The organism is Asanoa siamensis (assembly GCF_016862555.1).
Lineage (GTDB): Bacteria > Actinomycetota > Actinomycetes > Mycobacteriales > Micromonosporaceae > Asanoa > Asanoa siamensis.
In genome coordinates this window covers 1-16,198 of sequence record NZ_BONE01000056.1, presented here as the reverse complement: position 1 = coordinate 16,198, position 16,198 = coordinate 1, and the positions used below count along the sequence as shown (strand labels likewise).

12 protein-coding genes are annotated in these 16,198 nt (G+C 70.6%); 8 read left to right on the top strand and 4 right to left on the bottom strand.

The window, feature by feature from the left end; all coding sequences use genetic code 11:
- Nucleotides 1–122: 122 nt before the first annotated feature.
- From Asi02nite_RS28685 to Asi02nite_RS28670, 4 genes are read left to right on the top strand one after another with little or no spacing between them, the layout of a single operon-like run.
- On the top strand, nt 123–1,037 hold the full coding sequence (locus tag Asi02nite_RS28685) for an ABC transporter ATP-binding protein (RefSeq protein WP_203717107.1): 915 nt from the start codon (nt 123–125) through the stop codon (nt 1,035–1,037).
- Nucleotides 1,030–1,899 carry an ABC transporter permease gene (locus tag Asi02nite_RS28680; protein ID WP_203717106.1) on the top strand — a complete coding sequence of 290 codons (870 nt, stop codon included), beginning with the start codon at nt 1,030–1,032 and terminating at the stop codon, nt 1,897–1,899. The genes Asi02nite_RS28685 and Asi02nite_RS28680 overlap by 8 nt, the downstream gene beginning before the upstream one ends.
- Nucleotides 1,896–2,804 carry an ABC transporter ATP-binding protein gene (locus tag Asi02nite_RS28675; RefSeq protein WP_203717105.1) on the top strand — a complete coding sequence of 303 codons (909 nt, stop codon included), beginning with the start codon at nt 1,896–1,898 and terminating at the stop codon, nt 2,802–2,804. Before Asi02nite_RS28680 ends, Asi02nite_RS28675 begins: the two co-directional genes overlap by 4 nt.
- Complete coding sequence (locus tag Asi02nite_RS28670; RefSeq protein WP_203717104.1) at nt 2,804–3,514, top strand: ABC transporter permease; 711 nt, start codon at nt 2,804–2,806, stop codon at nt 3,512–3,514. Before Asi02nite_RS28675 ends, Asi02nite_RS28670 begins: the two co-directional genes overlap by 1 nt.
- Here Asi02nite_RS28670 and Asi02nite_RS28665 read toward each other — a convergent pair.
- Nucleotides 3,511–4,266 carry a hypothetical protein gene (locus tag Asi02nite_RS28665; RefSeq protein WP_203717103.1) on the bottom strand — a complete coding sequence of 252 codons (756 nt, stop codon included), beginning with the start codon at nt 4,264–4,266 and terminating at the stop codon, nt 3,511–3,513. The two genes, Asi02nite_RS28670 and Asi02nite_RS28665, sit on opposite strands and share 4 nt — an antisense overlap.
- A 37-nt stretch (nt 4,267–4,303) precedes the next feature.
- Entirely contained in the window at nt 4,304–7,096 is a 2,793-nt protein-coding gene (gene ppc, locus Asi02nite_RS28660; protein ID WP_203717102.1) for a phosphoenolpyruvate carboxylase, read from the bottom strand.
- 143 nt (nt 7,097–7,239) lie between these two features.
- Here ppc and Asi02nite_RS28655 point away from each other — a divergent pair, with 143 nt between their 5' ends.
- A complete protein-coding gene (locus tag Asi02nite_RS28655) occupies nt 7,240–8,265 on the top strand; it encodes a S66 family peptidase (RefSeq protein WP_203717101.1) in 1,026 nt (341 codons plus the stop codon).
- Nucleotides 8,266–8,323: 58 nt separating this feature from the next.
- On the opposite strand, the gene Asi02nite_RS28650 is transcribed toward Asi02nite_RS28655, so the two are convergent.
- Together Asi02nite_RS28650 and Asi02nite_RS28645 are read right to left on the bottom strand one after the other, a co-directional pair.
- The gene (locus tag Asi02nite_RS28650) at nt 8,324–9,721 is read right to left on the bottom strand and encodes a pyridoxal phosphate-dependent decarboxylase family protein (protein WP_203717100.1); all 1,398 of its coding nucleotides are present in this window, start codon (nt 9,719–9,721) and stop codon (nt 8,324–8,326) included.
- Nucleotides 9,705–10,589, bottom strand: coding sequence for an AraC family transcriptional regulator (locus Asi02nite_RS28645; protein WP_203717099.1), 885 nt, complete (start codon nt 10,587–10,589; stop codon nt 9,705–9,707). The genes Asi02nite_RS28650 and Asi02nite_RS28645 overlap by 17 nt, the downstream gene beginning before the upstream one ends.
- A 199-nt stretch (nt 10,590–10,788) precedes the next feature.
- Between Asi02nite_RS28645 and mfd the strand changes: the two genes are divergently transcribed.
- The 3 genes from mfd to Asi02nite_RS28630 are packed head-to-tail and all read left to right on the top strand — an operon-like array spanning nt 10,789 to nt 16,093.
- Nucleotides 10,789–14,367 carry a transcription-repair coupling factor gene (mfd, locus tag Asi02nite_RS28640; RefSeq protein WP_203717098.1) on the top strand — a complete coding sequence of 1,193 codons (3,579 nt, stop codon included), beginning with the start codon at nt 10,789–10,791 and terminating at the stop codon, nt 14,365–14,367.
- A 38-nt stretch (nt 14,368–14,405) separates the two neighbouring features.
- Nucleotides 14,406–15,143 (top strand): hypothetical protein, encoded by a 738-nt coding sequence (locus tag Asi02nite_RS28635; RefSeq protein WP_203717097.1) that lies wholly within the window; start codon nt 14,406–14,408, stop codon nt 15,141–15,143.
- A gap of 8 nt (nt 15,144–15,151) precedes the next feature.
- Nucleotides 15,152–16,093, top strand: coding sequence for a nucleoside triphosphate pyrophosphohydrolase (locus Asi02nite_RS28630; protein WP_203717096.1), 942 nt, complete (start codon nt 15,152–15,154; stop codon nt 16,091–16,093).
- The last annotated feature ends 105 nt before the right edge of the window (nt 16,094–16,198 follow it).

The following is a 16,198-nucleotide window of genomic DNA, read 5'->3' as shown; positions in this document are numbered from 1 at the left end:
CCCAAAGTGTCTCAGCACCGTACCGTCAGGGTCGAGTGGGACCCACGGAACCCGATCCCTTAATGGCGAGATCCGGGGTGCGCCGGATCCACGGCAGTGACGCTGGGTCATACGCTGAGCCCGTGACACTCATCGCGACCGAGTCGCTCACCAAGACATACGGCGGCCGGGTGACCGCGCTGTCGGACCTGACGGTCAGCGTCGAGCCGGGGATCATCGGGCTGGTCGGCGCCAACGGCGCGGGCAAGTCCACGCTGATCAAGATCCTGCTCGGGCTGCTGCCACCGACCTCCGGCCGGGTCCAGGTGCTGGGGCTGGATCCCACCGTCGACCCCATGGGCGTCCGCGCCCGGGTCGGCTACATGCCCGAGCACGACTCATTGCCGCCCGACCTGTCCGCCGCCGAGCTGGTGACCCACCTCGGCCGGATCAGCGGGCTGCCGAAGACCACGGCGCGTGAGCGCGCCTCGGAGGCCCTGCGCCACGTCGGCCTCTACGAGGAGCGCTACCGGCAGGTCGGCGGCTACTCCACCGGCATGAAGCAGCGGGTCAAGCTGGCCCAGGCGCTCGTGCACGACCCCGACCTGCTGCTGCTGGACGAGCCGACCAACGGCCTCGACCCGGCCGGCCGGGACGCGATGCTCAGCCTGGTGCAGCGGATCGGCACCGAGTTCGGCATCTCGGTCGTGGTCTGCTCGCACCTGCTCGGCGAGGTCGAGCGGATCTGCGACCACCTGATCGCGATCGACGGCGGCCGGCTGCTTCGCTCCGACAACGTGTCGGCGATGACCACCTCGACCGACGTGCTGGTCGTCGAGGTCAGCGAGGGAGACGCGGAGCTCGAGGCCAGGCTGCTGGAGATGCGGCTGCCGGTCACCCGCGACAACCACGCGCTGCTCGTACCCCTGGAGGACGATCAGACCTATGACCGCATCCTGACCGCGGTGGCCGATCTCGATCTTCCCCTGCACCGCCTCGACCAGCGCCGCCACCGGGTGGCCGAGCTCTTCGCCGACCGGGAGGCCGCGCATGTCTAGCCCCGCGGGTGTCATCCATGACATCGGATACCAGCGGTACGAAGGCGAGCGGCTCGGCCGCGGCGACGTCTTCCTGGCGCTCTACACGCAGAGCCTGCGTACCGTGTTCGGCCTCGGCCGCAACTTCAAGGCGAAGATCTTTCCCTGGTTGATCGTCGGCGTGGTCACCATCGTCGGCATCGTGATGATGGCGATCCGGGCGCAGACCGGCGAGGTCGTCATGAAGTACGCCGAGCTGCCGCAGTTCCTGAGCACGCTGATGGTGCTGTTCGTGGCGATCGCCGCGCCAGAGCTGGTCTCCCGGGACCTGCACAGCGGGGTGCTGCCGCTCTACTTCTCGCGGCCGCTGCGGCCCGCCGACTACGCGCTGGCCAAGCTGGCCGCCCTGGTGACCGGGATCGTCCTGGTCTGGGGCGGCGGCCAGATCCTGATCTTCCTGGGCGCCGCGTTCTCGGTGAAGGGCTTCGGCAACGTGATGAACGAGCTGGCCGACGCCGGGCTCGGGATCATCTACACCGCCCTCTACGCGGTCGTGTTCGCCAGCATCGCGATCCTGGTGGCGTCACTGCTCAAGCGGCGCGCGGTGGCGGCCGCGGCGATCGTCGGCGTGTTCCTCGTGACCGTGCCGATCGTCGGTGTGCTCTACACGGTGCCGTCCGAGACCTCCCACCAGCTCGCCCAGATCGTCAACCCGGCCACCATGGTCGGCGGCGTCGGCGACTGGCTCTTCGAGTCGGCCAACGAGATCGAGGAAGGCGGCATCGGCCCGTTCGGCCCGCTGTACGCCCTCGTCACCCTCGGCGTGATCGCCCTGTGCGTGACGCTGATGATCGGCCGCTACCGGAAGGTGTCGCAGTCATGACCCTCGAAGTCACCGGGGTTTCCCGCTGGTACGGCAATGTGGTCGCCGTCAACGACGTGACCATGACGCTCAACCCCGGCGTGACCGGACTGCTCGGCCCCAACGGCGCCGGCAAGACCACCCTGCTGCACATGATGGCCGGCTTCCTGCCACCGTCGCGTGGCACGCTGGCCATCGACGGCCAGTCGACCTGGCGCAACCCCGAGGTCTACCGCAAGCTCGGCCTGGTCAGCGAGCGCGAGTCCGTACACGCGTACCTTTCGGCTGAGGAGTTCGTCCTCGTCAGCGCGAAGCTGCACGGCCTGCCCGACCCGGCGGCGGCGACCGCCCGCGCGCTGGACCTGGTCGAGATGACCGAGTTCAAGGACCGTCGGATCGGCACCTACTCCAAGGGCATGCGGCAGCGCACCCGGGTGGCGGCCGCGTTGGTGCACGACCCCGAGGTGCTGCTGCTCGACGAGCCTTTCAACGGCATGGACCCGCGCCAGCGTATGCACATGATGGACCTGCTCAACCGGCTCGGCCAGGCCGGCCGGACCATCCTGTTCAGCTCGCACATCCTCGAAGAGGTCGAGCAGCTCTCCGGCACCGTCCAGGTGATGGTCTCGGGCAGGCTCGCCGCGTCCGGCGACTACCGCACGATCCGCCGGCTGATGACCAACCGGCCGCACGTGTTCGCGGTGCAGTCCACCGACGACCGGCGGCTCGCGGTCGCGCTGATGCACCAACCGTCGGTCAACGGCGTCGACCTGACCCGCGAGGGCCTGACCGTACGGGCCGGCGACTACGGCAGTTTCACCCGGGCGCTGCCCCGGATCGCGCTCAAGGAGGGCATCCGCGTCCGGCGGCTGCTGCCCTCCGACGAGTCCCTGGAAAGCGTGTTCTCCTACCTGGTGGAGGCCTGATGTCCACGGTCGCCTGGATCACCACGCGCGGCCTGCTCGGCCGGCGCCGGTTCCTGTTGCTCCTGCCGTTGCCGGTGCTGATGGTCGCAGTGGCGCTGATCCCGCGCCTGAGCGGCGCCTCGCCCGAGGAATGGGTTCAGGAAGTCATCGTGGCGATGGGCTTCACTACGCTGCTGCCGGTGGTCGCCTTGATCGTCGGCACCGGCGTGCTCGGCGCCGAGATCGACGACGGCACGATCACGCACATCCTGTCGAAGCCGATCCCGCGCTGGCGGATCGTGGTGCCGAAGCTGCTCGTCGCCATCGGCGTCACCGCGGCCACCGCCGCCGTTCCCTTCTACATCGTCGGCGCCATTGCCTCAGGTCCGCGGCTCGGCCTCGGGATCGTGGTCGGCTCCACCGTGGGCGCGGTCATCTACTCCACGATCTTCGTGGCGCTGAGCCTGGTCTCCCGCCGACCAGTGCTCCTCGGCCTGGTCTACGTGATCGTCTGGGAAGGCCTGCTGTCGAACCTGGTCAGCGGGACGCGGGTGCTTTCGGTCCAGCAGTACGCGCTCACCATCGCAGACAAGGCATCGGCCTCGCCGTTGCTGAACAACAACGTGTCGCTCCCGGTCGCCGTCGTCATGAGCATCGTGGTTACGGTCGTGTTCCTGGTGGTGGCCATCCGCAAGCTGGGTTCGTTCTCGGTGACCGGCGAGACGAGCTAGGAAAGAGCGCTCGGCACGAGCCACTCCGGTAGGGAGCGCAACAGCGCGACCAGGATCGAGATGACGATCCCGCCGACGATCAAGAGACCGAGGCCGGTCAGCCCCGTGTACCGCTTGGGCTGGCCGGTCTTCTTGTCGGGTGCCGGCGGTTCGGGCTCGGTCCACGGGCGTTCCGCGCGTAGCCACAGCAGGACGCCGAGGCCGAACGGGAGCAGGCCGAGGAAGAACCAGAACCAACGCGTGCCCAACTTCGGTGCGGGACCCTGGATCAGGACGGCGAAGCAGACCAACGCGATCGTCAGCGCGAGAACGGAGGCCACCGATGGGATGGGGTTGCCGTGCTGACCGGCAGGCAGGGCCGCGCGGAGCGGGTCCGCCGGGTTGGGCTCCACGACCACCAGGCCGCGCGGGCCCGGCTCGGTGACGATGTCAGCGACGAGCGCGTAGTGCACCCGGCCGAAGCCCGCGCGCCAGACCAGCATCTGTGCCGGTCCGTCGTAGATCGTCGACACCTGCGGCGGGGCAAACCACAGGGTGTCGTTGGCGCTGGCGGCGAACGAGTCGGCCCAGTAATGGGCGACGATCCGGCCGGCCGCCGCGTCAGCCTGGGCCTCCGCGATCGTGGCCGCCCGCGGCGCTGACCACCATGTGACAACAGCCCATGCGACCCACAGCAGGGCGAGCCCGACCCGAAGGGCCGGGCGCACCCGAGACCATGTGCTGACACCACGTGCCGCGTCGACCCCCGTCATGCCGCCGATCGTGGCAGGCCGGTGCGACGCGTCGCAATCAGCCGGTGTTGCGCATGCCCGCCGCGATGCCGTTGACCGTGGTCAACAGCGCCCGCTCCAGCGCCTGCCCGTCGCTCGGCGCCCGCCGCCCGCCCGGCGCCGTCGCCACCGCGCGGCCGGCCGCGCCCGAGTCGCGGTACTGCCGGAGCAGCGCGACCTGCAGGTGGTGCAGCGGCTCGAGGTAGGTGTCGCGGACGGCCAGCGTGCGCTGCAGCACCGTGTTGTTCTCCAGCAGCGCCGGCGAGCCGGTGATCGCGAGGACCTCGCGCTTCGTCAGCTCGTACTCCTGCTCGATGGTCTCGAAGATCCGCCGCAGCGGCTCGGGCACCAGCGTCTCGACGTAGCGCCGGGAGATGGTGAGGTCGGTCTTGGTCAGCATCATCTCGACGTTCGAGAGGAACGTGCGGAAGAAGTGCCAGTCGCCGTGCATCTCCGCGAGCACGGGCGCGAGGCCGGCGGCGCGGGCGGCCTGCAGGCCCGTGCCGACCCCGAACCAGCCCGGCACGATCTGCCGCGACTGCGTCCAGCCGAACACCCACGGGATCGCCCGCAGCCCGCCGAGACCGGCGTTGGCGTTGGGGCGCTTGGCCGGGCGGGAGCCGATGTTGAGCGCGCCGAGCAGCTCGGTCGGCGTCGAGGCCCAGAAATAGTCGGGCAGGTCAGGATCTTCGACCAGGCCGCGGTACGCCGAGAAGGCGGCGCCGGAGACGACGTCCATCGCGTCGTCCCACTTGGACAGCATCTCCTGCGGCTGGCGCGGCTCGGTGTGCAGCAGGGTCGCCTGCAGCACGGCCGCCACGGTCAGCTCCAGGTTCTCCCGGGCCAGCGCCGGCAGCGTGTATTTGTCGGAGATGACCTCGCCCTGCTCGGTGACCTTGATCGAGCCGTCCAGCGTGTCGTAGGGCTGGGCCAGGATCGCCTCGTGGGTCGGGCCGCCACCCCGGCCGACGGTGCCGCCGCGACCGTGGAAGAGCGTCAGGCGTACGCCATGGCGGGCGGCGACGTCGCGGAGCGCGCGCTGCGCCCGGTGGATGGACCACTGCGAGGTGGTGATGCCGGCTTCCTTGTTGGAGTCGGAGTAGCCGAGCATGACCTCCTGCACGTCGCCCCGGGCCCGCACCAGCGCGCGGTAGGCGGGCAGCGACAGCAGCTCGTCGAGCAGCTCACCGCCGGCGTTGAGCTCGGCGGGCGTCTCCAGCAGCGGCACGAACCCGATGTCGGCGCGGTTGCCGTGCACGTCGACGAGGCCGGCCTCGCGGGCCAGCACGGCCGCGGCGAGCACGTCGTCGACGCCGAGCGTCATCGAGATGATGTAGGACTCGATGACCTCGGGGCCGAACCGGTCCTGCGCCTCGCGGATCGCGGTGAAGACGTCGAACGTCTTGCGGGCGGCGTCGGTCAGCGCGGTGCCCACCCCGGCCAGCGGGCGGCGCCCGGACAGCTCGGTGGCGAGCAGCTTGGTGCGCTCGTCGCGGGGCAGGTTGCGGTAGTCGGCCACCTCGCCGACGTGACCGTAGAGCTGGGCCAGCACGAGGTGGTGGGCCTCGGCGTGCTCGCGGATGTCCATGGTGGCCAGGTGCAGGCCGAACGCCGACATCGTGCGGATCGCGCTGGCGAGCTTGCCGACCGCGGTGAGCTGGCCGGCGTTGCGGGCCAGCGACGCGCGCATCAGCTCCAGGTCGGCGATCAGCTCGACGCTGCCGCGGTAGTCGCGGCCCGGCACGTGCGCGGTGCCGTGGGCCAGCCGCTGGCGGGTGTTGGCCAGCTTGGCCTTCACGCAGCGGGCCTTGAGCCGGTAGGGCTCCTCGGCGTTGACCCGGCGGAACCGCTCGGCGACCTCGGGCAGGTTGTCGAGGTCGCGGGCGAGGCTCGCGGACAGGTCGAGGGAAACCCCGCGCAGCCGGCGGGACACCGAGACCTCGTTGATCAGGTCGTCGAGGGCCTGCTCGGTGGCCTGGATGCCGTGCTCGTACTGGATGAGCAGCACGTCGCGGGTGACCCTAGGGGTGACGAACGGGTTGCCGTCGCGGTCGCCGCCGATCCAGGTGCCGAAGGTCAGCGGCCGCGCGGTCGGCGACGTCTCGATGCCCAGCCCGCGCAGCGTGTCGGCCAGGTCGTCGAGCACCTGCGGCGCGGCGTCGGCGTAGAGGTCACGCAGGTAGTAGATCGCGTTGCGCGCCTCGTCGGTCGGGTCGGGGCGGTCGAGGCGCAGCTCGTCGGTCTGCCAGAGCAGGTCGAGCAGCTCGGCCAGGCGCCGGTCGTCGGCGTGCGGCGGGGCGCCGTAGAGCACGCTCTCGGCGGCCTCGGCGTCGAGCTCGTCGGCGACGGCGCGCAGCTTCGACAGGATCGAGCGGCGGGCGGCCTCGGTCGGGTGGGCCGTGAAGACGGGGCGCACCGCGAGACGCCGGCCGGCGGCCGCGATCTCGTCGGCGGGGACGCCGCGCTCGGCGATCAGCTTGGCCGCCCGGTCGAGCCAGCCGCCCTGGGTCGCGCGCTGCCGGCGCAGCTCGCGGGCGCGGTGCACCTGCTCGGTGATGTTGGCCAGGTGGAAGTAGGTGGAGAACGCGCGGGCCAGCTTGGTGCCGGTGGTGACATCCATCGACGAGAGGCGCGTCGCGGCCGCCTCGGCGTCGCTGCGGACCAGGGCGCGGATCTCCTCGACGAGGTCGAGCAGGGGGCGGCCCTCCTGCCGGGCCAGCGTGTGCCCGAGCAGGGTGCCGAGCCGGCGGATGTCAGCCCGGAGAGCGGCGTCGGGGTCGTCGGCCGGGGTCGGACCGGTGGGGTCGGACACGGGTGCGCTCCTTACGGCGGTGCGGGGCGGACAGCGCTGTCCCGTGCATGATGATGCTACCTGCGCCGACCGGGCACGCGGGCGGTGTGGCCTTGGCCTGTTGGGCGGTTAATCCCGTTTGCGCCCGTCGCTAACCTTCGTGAATGGAATACCCACCGAAGCCCCGACCCGGGTCACGCGTCGCGGTGATCTCGCCGTCCGCGGGCCTGCCGGCCATCTTTCCCGAGGTGTACGAACTGGGGCTGCGGCGTCTGCGCGACGAGTTCAAGCTCGAGCCGGTGGAATTTCCCACTACCCGCGTGCTCGGGGCCTCGCCCGCTGATCGGGCCCGCGACGTCATGGCGGCGTTCGCCGATCCCTCGATCGAGGCCGTGCTGGCCACCATCGGCGGCGACGACCAGCTGCGGATCCTGCGCCACCTGGACCCGGCGGTCCTGCGAGCCAACCCGAAGCCGTTCCTGGGTTACTCCGACAACACCACCCTGCTCAACTACCTCAGCGGCCTCGGCATCGTCGGCTACCACGGCGGCTCGATCCTGGTGCACTTCGGCCGGGCCGGCGCGATGCACCCGCTGACCCGCGACTCGCTGTCGGCGGCGCTGTTCGGCTCCTCGTGGTTCGACCTGACCCCGTCGTCCGACTACACCGACGAGTCGGTCGACTGGCTCACGCCCGGCTACGCGTCGGTGACCCAGCCGATGTTCCCGTCCTCGGGGCGGCGTTGGCACGGCGCGTCGGGTGCGGTGACCGGGCGCCTGTGGGGCGGCAACATCGAGGTGCTGACCTGGCTGCTGGCGGCCGACGTGGTCGCGGCCCCGCCGCCCGGCGCGATCTTCTTCATGGAGACGTCCGAGGACATGCCGTCGGCGACCGAGGTCTACTACATGCTGCGCAGCCTGGGCGAGCGCGGCTGGCTGTCCGGTTGCCCGGCGATCCTGGTCGGCCGGCCGAAGTGCTGGGACCGGTCCAACCAGTTGGCGCCCGACGCGAAGCGGGCCTACGGCGACGACCAGCGGGCGGCGGTGCTGCGGGCGATCGGCGAATACGCCCCGGAGGCGGTCGCGGTGCTGGACCTGGACATCGGCCACACCGACCCGCAGCTGGTCCTGCCCTACGGCGGCGAGGCACGGGTCGACGCCGGGGCGCAGCGGATCTCGGTCCGCTACTGATGCGGTCCCTCGACCGCACGGAAAGGGCTATTCCGTTCTGCGTGCCCCAATTCCCGTTTCATACATCGTGCACTGCGGACCGGATCAGGTCGATTGCCTCGGCGACGTGCGCGGCGCTTGTCCGGAGACCCTGCGGGCAGAGTCGTACCGTGTACCGACCGCCGATCTTGGTACTGGACAGGAAGATTCGTCCGGTACCGTTGATTCGGTCGAGCAGCCGACGGTGTATGGCGGCGGCGTCCGGCCCAGCGTCGCGTAGCCGGAAGCCGACCACGGTCAAGTCCGGTTCCCACGGCAGCTCGAGCCGGGGCTCGGCGGCGAGCGCCCGATACAACGAGCGCGCCAGGTCGAGCTTCTCGTCGAGAGCCTCACGGAACGCGGCCACACCGTGCAGTTGCAGTGGCAGCCACAGGCGTAAGCCCCGCCACTCACGGCTCAGCTCGGGGCCGAGGGCGGCGTAGTCGGGCAGCTCTGCCACGCCGCCGATGTCCTGCAGATAATCGCCGTCCCCCGCGTGCGCGGCGCGCAGCGTTCGTTCGTCTCGGACCAGCAACATGCCCGTCCCGTACGGCAGAAACATGCTCTTGTGCGGGTCCAGCACGATCGAGTCGGCGTCCTCGATCCCGGCGAGTAGCGCCCGGCCGCGCTCGGTGAGCTGGTACGGCGCGCCGTATGCCCCGTCGACGTGAAACCACAGGTCTTCCCGGCGGGCGAGCCTGCCCAGCTCGTCGAGTGGGTCGACGAGGCCGGTGCTCGTGGCGCCGGCGGTAGCGACCAGCAGGAACGGGTACAACCCGGCGGCCCGGTCGATGGCGATCTGTTCCGCGGTGGCCGTCGGGTTCATCCGCATGTCGTCCCTGGTGGGAACCACGCGAAGCTGTGAGTCCTCCAGACCCGCGAGATGGGCGGCCTTCGACACGGAGTAGTGGGTGTGCTCGGTGACGTACACGACCCCCCGCCGCGGATCGCCGGTCAAGCGGTCATCACGCGCTGCCACGATGGCGACCAGGTTCGCCATCGATCCGCCGCTCAGCACCAACCCGCTCGACCCCGCGGGTAGCCCGAGCTCGACACAGAGCCATCGGATGATGCCCTGCTCCATGGCAACCAGACCAGGCGCGAGCGCAGCGAACGCGGTGAACCGGTTCAAAGTCTGAGCGACCATCTCGGCGATCGCGGCGCTGGGCAGTCCGCCGGCGGGAAAGTATGCGAGATAGCCGCCGGCTGCCGGGTTGAGGCCGTATCCGGCGGCGGTACCGAGTGTCGACAGCAGGTCGCCCAGGTCGCCCGGTTTCTCTGGCGGCGGGCCGAGCAGTTCACCCACCAGGCGGTCCGCGTCTGCGAAGTGTGATACCGGTTCAGTCGGCAGCGCACGGAGGTAGTTCGTAACGAATTCGACAGCCCGGCGGCCGAGGTGATCCACGGTCTCGGGTTCAAGGTCAAGTGGGAAACTCATTTCGCGACCGTAGAGAGCCCCGCGCCGTCAGGTCTTGTACGTAGTTGCGCCGCTCCTCGCATTCCCGCCGGTATGCCCCAGGCGCCACCCCGATGATTGCCCGAAAGTTCCGGGACATGTGCGGCTGGTCGGTGAAGCCCGCAGCGGCAGCCGCGTCCGCGAGCCCGACTCCCCGCTCCAGCATCCTCTGGACGTGACGCACCCGCAGCTGGTTGAGGTACACGTACGGCGGCACCCCGTGGACCGTGTGGAACGCTCGGAGTAGCGCGAACTTCCCGGTGCCGACCAGCGCAGCGAGCTCGTCCAACGTTGGCGGGGACATCATCCGTTCGTGCAGCACCGCGGTTGCCCGATCGACGTACTGGCGAGAAGCGAATGCGGTCAGGCGCCGCCGCGCCGGCTCACCGTACCGGGTGAGCAGCCGACCGAGAGTGACCTGGAGGAGATAGCTCGACGCCAGATCGTCGCATTTGTCGGCCGCTTGGTGCGCGGCGCGGAGGTCGGCGAACATCTGCGGGGCGTAGACAATTTGTTCCCGGAAGGCCGGGGGTCCGCCGACCGTCAGCTCCTTGGCCAGCGCTGTGATCAGCTCCGGGTCAGGGTAGAACACCCGGTAGCTCCACTCGTTGTCAGCGGCGGCCCGGCCGGCATGCACCTCGCCCGGATTTATCAGGACGACGCCGCCGGAAGCTGCTATATCGGACCCGGTGCCGAATCCGAGATCCTCGGGCCCGGTCTCGATAAGTCCGATCGCGAACGTCTCGTGACTATGCCGGCGGAACTCGTGCCGCCGGAAGCGGGCCCGCATCAGGTCCACCCCGGCGACTGCGGGATGGCTCCAGTACCGCACCAGGTTGGAGCTGCTCACTACCTCATTGAAACGTGATCAGCTAGATGCGCAACCCCTGGTCGACAGCGCGCGGGCGGCGCTGAGCCTTGATCGAGAACCGGCCCTGGCGAAACGTGCGGGCGGGTTGTCGTACCCCCGGCGTAGTCTTGGAGCCGCACGTCGCACCCCCCTGCCTGCCGGCTGGGGGGCCGTCCTGCGTGCCCCGAGAGGATCATCCATGCTTCATGGTCTGTTGGCCGCTGCCCTGGGTGACGCCGGCCTGGCCCGTGCGCGCGATCTCGCTCGTGCCGGCTTTCCCGACGCCGATGGGCTCGATCTCACCGCGCCCGCTGCCCTGCGGCCCTTCGTCGTCGCCGCCGTCGCCGCGGTGCGGGACGGCGCCGATCGGCCCGTGCTCGCCGTCACCGCCACCTCCCGTGAGGCCGACGATCTCGCCGCCGCGCTCGGCAGCCTGCTGCCCGCCGACCAGATCGTCAGCTACCCCGCCTGGGAGACCCTGCCGCACGAGCGCCTATCGCCCAGGTCGGACACCGTCGGCAGGCGGCTCGCCGTCCTCAGAAGGCTCGCCCACCCCGGCGACAACCCGGTCAAGGTCGTCGTCGCCCCCGTCCGCAGCATGCTGCAGCCTCAGCTCAAGCGGCTCGGTGACCTCGAGCCCGTCGAGCTCGCCGCCGGCCAGGATGCCGATCTCGACGAGGTCGCGCACCGCCTCAACGACATGGCGTACGCCCGGGTCGATCTCGTCACCAAGCGCGGCGAGTTCGCCGTACGCGGTGGCATTCTCGACGTTTTCCCGCCCACCGACGAGCATCCCTCCCGGGTCGAGTTCTGGGGCGACCAGGTCGACGAGATCCGCACCTTCGCCGTCGCCGACCAGCGGACCATCGACAAGGTCGAGACGATGTTCGCGCCGCCGTGTCGCGAGCTGCTGCTGACCGACGACGTCCGAGACAAGGCCCGAAAGCTGGGCGAGCAGCACCCCGAGCTGCTCGAGATTCTCGACAAGCTGGCCGAGGGCATCCCGGTCGAGGGCATGGAAAGCCTCGCACCCGCGCTCGTGGGGGCCGACCAGCTCGAGCTGCTCGTGCACTGCATGCCGAAGAGCACCCACGTGCTGCTCTGCGACCCCGAGCGCATCCGCACCCGGGCGCACGACCTCGTGCGTACCAGCGAGGAGTTTCTCCAGGCCTCCTGGGCCGCGGCCGCCGTCGGTGGCCAGGCGCCGATCGACCTCGGCGCCGCCGCATTCAAGACCCTGGCCGAGGTACGGCACGCCGCCGAGGAGCTGCGGCTGCCCTGGTGGTCCGTCTCGCCGTTCGGGCTCGTGGAGAGCGTGGCCGAGGCCGAGCCGGCGCCCTGGGAGGACCCGCTCGAGACCGTCACGGTCACGCCCGACACGGGTGACGCGATCGCGCTGGCGGCCCAGCCGACGGCGCTCTACCACGGCGAGACCGAGAAGGTGATCAAGGACGTTGGGCAGTGGCGCGACCAGGGCTGGGCGGTCGCGCTCGTCTTCGAGGGCCACGGGCCGGCGCAGCGGGCCGTCGAGGTGCTGCGCGACGCCGGCCTGGGTGCCGTCCTGACCGAGGGCATCGACGCGCCGCCGGAGCCGGGGACGGTGCTGGTCACCTGCGGCGGGCTGAACCACGGGTTCGTCGACGAGGCGTCCAGGCTGGCCGTGCTGACCGGCAACGACGTCACCGGCGGGCGCGGCGCCACCACGCGCGACATGCGGAAGATGCCCAGCCGGCGGCGCAACACCATCGACCCGCTGGAGCTGCGCAACGGCGACTTCGTCGTGCACGAGCAGCACGGCATCGGCCGATACGTGGAGCTGGTGCAGCGGGTCGTCAACGGCGCGAGCCGCGAATACCTGGTCATCGAGTACGCCCCGTCGAAGAAGAACCAGCCCGGCGACCGGTTGTACGTGCCGACCGACCAGCTCGACCAGCTCTCGCGCTACGTCGGCGGCGAGACGCCCGCGCTGCACAAGATGGGCGGCACCGACTGGCAGAAGTCCAAGGCCCGCGCCCGCAAGGCCGTCCGGGAGATCGCCGCGCAGCTCATCCAGTTGTACGCGGCCCGCAAGGCGTCCAAGGGCCACGCGTTCGGCCCCGACACACCGTGGCAGCGCGAGCTGGAGGACGCGTTCCCGTGGACCGAGACGCCCGACCAGCTCTCCGCGATCGACGAGGTCAAGGGCGACATGGAGCAGTCGGTGCCGATGGACCGCCTGATCTGCGGCGACGTAGGCTACGGCAAGACCGAGATCGCGGTACGCGCGGCGTTCAAGGCCGTCCAGGACGGCAAACAGGTCGCGGTGCTCGTGCCGACGACCCTGCTCGCCCAGCAGCACTTCAACACGTTCACTGAACGGATGAACCAGTTCCCGGTGCAGATCCGGCAGCTGTCCCGGTTCCAGACGCCGAAGGAGGCCGAGCAGACGCTCGACATGGCCGCCGCCGGCACCGCCGACATCGTGATCGGCACGCACCGGCTGCTGGCATCGGCGACGCGGTTCAAGAACCTCGGCATGATCGTCGTCGACGAGGAGCAGCGGTTCGGCGTCGAGCACAAGGAACACCTGAAGTCCTTGCGTACGTCGGTCGACGTGCTGACCATGTCGGCCACGCCGATCCCGCGCACGCTGGAGATGGCGATCACCGGCATCCGGGAGATGTCGACGATCGCGACCCCGCCCGAGGAGCGGCACCCGGTGCTGACCTTCGTGGGCGCGCACGACGACCGGCAGGTCGCCGCGGCGATCCACCGCGAGCTGCTCCGCGACGGTCAGGTCTTCTACCTGCACAACCGGGTCGAGTCGATCGATCGGGCGGCGCGCCGCCTGCGTGAGCTGGTGCCCGAGGCGCGGGTGGCGGTGGCGCACGGCCAGATGGGCGAGGAAGCGCTCGAGAAGGTCATGGTCGGCTTCTGGGAGAAGGAGTACGACGTCCTCGTCTGCACCACGATCGTCGAGTCCGGCATCGACATCCCCAACGCCAACACGCTGATCGTGGAGCGGGCCGACCTGCTCGGCCTGGCCCAGCTCCACCAGATCCGCGGCCGGGTCGGCCGGGGCCGGGAGCGGGCGTACGCCTACTTCCTCTACCCGCCGGAGAAGCCGCTGACCGAGCACGCGCACGAGCGGCTCGCGACGATCGCCCAGCACACCGAGCTGGGTGCGGGCATGTACGTGGCCAAGAAGGACCTCGAGATCCGTGGCGCCGGCAACCTGCTCGGCGGTGAGCAGTCCGGCCACATCGAGGGCGTCGGGTTCGACCTCTACGTGCGGATGGTCGGCGAGGCGGTGTCGGCGTTCAAGGGCGAGAAGCCCGAGGAGGAGTTCGACTTCAAGATCGACCTCCCGATCGACGCCAACCTGCCGCACGACTACATCGCGGTGGAGCGGCTGCGCCTCGAGATGTACCGGAAGCTGGCCGAGGCCCGTACCACCGAGAAGCTCGACGAGATTGTGGCCGAGTTGACCGACCGGTACGGCGAGCCGCCGGAGCCGGTCCGGAACCTGGTGGCGATCGCCCGGTTCCGGCTCGTGATGCGCGCGCGGGGGATCACCGACGTGTCGGTGCAGGGCAAGCACCTGCGGTTCTCGCCGATGCCGCTGCCCGACTCGCGGCAGTTGCGGCTCAAGCGCTACCACCCCGACGCGGTCTACAAGGCGGCGATCGACCAGGTCAGCGTGCCGCGCCCGACCACGCGCCGGATCGGCGGCGAGCCGCTGCGCGACCAGGCCCTGCTGCAGTGGTGCGAACAGCTGGTGAAGGACGTCCTGGGGTGAAAGGCGGCGCGACGGCGAGGCGTGAGAGAGTGTCGACCATGCTTCGTGCCCGCCGCATCGCGTCGATCGTCGTCGTCGCCGCCCTCGGCCTCGGTGGCCTGGCGGCCTGTCGTTCCGAGCCATCCGTGGCCGCCTACCTGGGCGACCGGAAGGTCACCGAGGACCAGGTGACGCAGATCTTCGACGGCGCGGGTGCGGGTGCGTCGGCGACCCCGGCGGCTACGCCCGCTGCGGAGCAGCCGGGTGCCGAGCCGGCGTCGGGCCCGAAGGTCAGCCGACAGCAGGTCGTCGACCTCGAGGTCACCCTCGACCTGGGCCGCAAGGTCGCCGCCGAGCAGGGCGTGCAGCCGGTCGAGACGGTCAGCGCCGAGCAGGTGGCGGCGGGGCTGGGCGTGCCGGCCGAGAGCCAGTACGCCAAGGACTACGCCGAGTGGGTCAACCTCTCGCAGGCCATCTTCGCCAAGATCGGCACCAATGTCCCGGCCGTGACCGAGGATCAGTTGCGCGGCGTCTACAACGCGCTGGTCAAGGTCGACGCGATCGAGGCCGGCTTCGACCTGGCCAAGATCAAGCAGGCATTCGGCAACGGCGAGTTCGTCTCGGCGGCCTACCAGCTCACCGGCCTGCTCGAGAAGGCGGCGACGGCCAGCGACGCGACGGTCAACCCGCGCTACCTGCCGCTCGCGGCCCCGATGGTGGTCTCCTCCCAGCAGGGCGCGGTCTTCTACGACCTGCCGTACCTGGAAGGCAGCGACACCGTCTCCGACCGCGCTTAGCTAGGGACATGCCCCGCATCCTGCTGCTCGTCACGTCGCCGCGGCTGCCGGCCGGCCTGCTGACCGCGGACGCCTGGGACGCCGTCCGGGCGCGGCCCGTGCTGGCCGCCGCCGAGACGCCGTTGACCGACGCCGTGCGCGCGGCCGGTGGGACGGTGACGATCGTGCCGGCGCGGGTCGACAGCCTGCTTGAGCACGCCCGGGAGGGCGACATCGTCTGGCTCGCCGGGCCGACGGGTGACCCGGATCTGGCCCGTGAGCTGGGCGTACGCCTGGCGCGCCAGCCCGGTCTGGCCGAGCTCGAGGTGACCTACGGGTCTTGGGACCCCGCCGGGGGCCGGCTGCTCGACGCGGTGGCCGTGATGGACCGCCTCTACTCGCCGGGCGGCGACCCGTGGAAGCGGGCCCAGACCCACCAGTCGCTGGCGCAGTTCCTGCTGGAGGAGGCGTACGAGGCCTACGACGCGATCGAGGCCGAGGACCTGGCGGGCCTGCGCGAGGAGTTGGGCGACGTGCTGCTCCAGGTGGTGCTGCACGCGCGGCTGGCGGAGGACCTGCCGGAAGACGAACGCTGGACGGTCGACGACGTAGCCGGCGGCCTGGTGGAGAAGATGATCCGCCGCAACCCGCACGTCTTCGCCGGCACCGAGGTCGGCTCCGTCGACGAGATCATCGACAACTGGGAGCAGATCAAGAAGGCCGAGAAGTCCCGCGACTCGGCCATGGACGGCGTAGCCCTCGCCCAACCGGCACTGGCCCTGGCCGCCAAGTTCCTGCAACGCACGGAGCGGGCCGGCCTGGAGGTGGCGCTGCCGACGGGCGACGACCTGGGTTCGCGGCTGCTGCGCCTGGTCGCCGCGGCCCGGGCGGCCGGCGAGGACCCGGAGGCGGAGCTACGGGCGGCCGCCCTCCGCTACGCGGACGCGGTGAGGCTGGCGGAGCGCTCCTGACCCGCGGCCGCGGCCTTCGGCTATGCCGACGCGGTGAGACTGGCGGAGCGCTCCTGACCCGCGGCCGCGGCCTTCGGCTATGCCGACGCGGTGAGGCTGGCGGAG

Excerpts from the sequence above, each read along its gene's own strand:
- Asi02nite_RS28675 (WP_203717105.1), top strand. The coding sequence starts at position 1,896 with ATGACCCTCGAAGTCACCGGGGTTTCCCGCTGGTACGGCAATGTGGTC.
- Asi02nite_RS28670 (WP_203717104.1), top strand. The coding sequence starts at position 2,804 with ATGTCCACGGTCGCCTGGATCACCACGCGCGGCCTGCTCGGCCGGCGC.
- Asi02nite_RS28650 (WP_203717100.1), bottom strand. The coding sequence starts at position 9,721 with ATGAGTTTCCCACTTGACCTTGAACCCGAGACCGTGGATCACCTCGGC.
- Asi02nite_RS28630 (WP_203717096.1), top strand. The coding sequence starts at position 15,152 with ATGCCCCGCATCCTGCTGCTCGTCACGTCGCCGCGGCTGCCGGCCGGC.
- Asi02nite_RS28665 (WP_203717103.1), bottom strand. The coding sequence starts at position 4,266 with ATGACGGGGGTCGACGCGGCACGTGGTGTCAGCACATGGTCTCGGGTG.
- Asi02nite_RS28680 (WP_203717106.1), top strand. The coding sequence starts at position 1,030 with ATGTCTAGCCCCGCGGGTGTCATCCATGACATCGGATACCAGCGGTAC.
- mfd (WP_203717098.1), top strand. The coding sequence starts at position 10,789 with ATGCTTCATGGTCTGTTGGCCGCTGCCCTGGGTGACGCCGGCCTGGCC.
- Asi02nite_RS28635 (WP_203717097.1), top strand. The coding sequence starts at position 14,406 with ATGCTTCGTGCCCGCCGCATCGCGTCGATCGTCGTCGTCGCCGCCCTC.
- Asi02nite_RS28655 (WP_203717101.1), top strand. The coding sequence starts at position 7,240 with ATGGAATACCCACCGAAGCCCCGACCCGGGTCACGCGTCGCGGTGATC.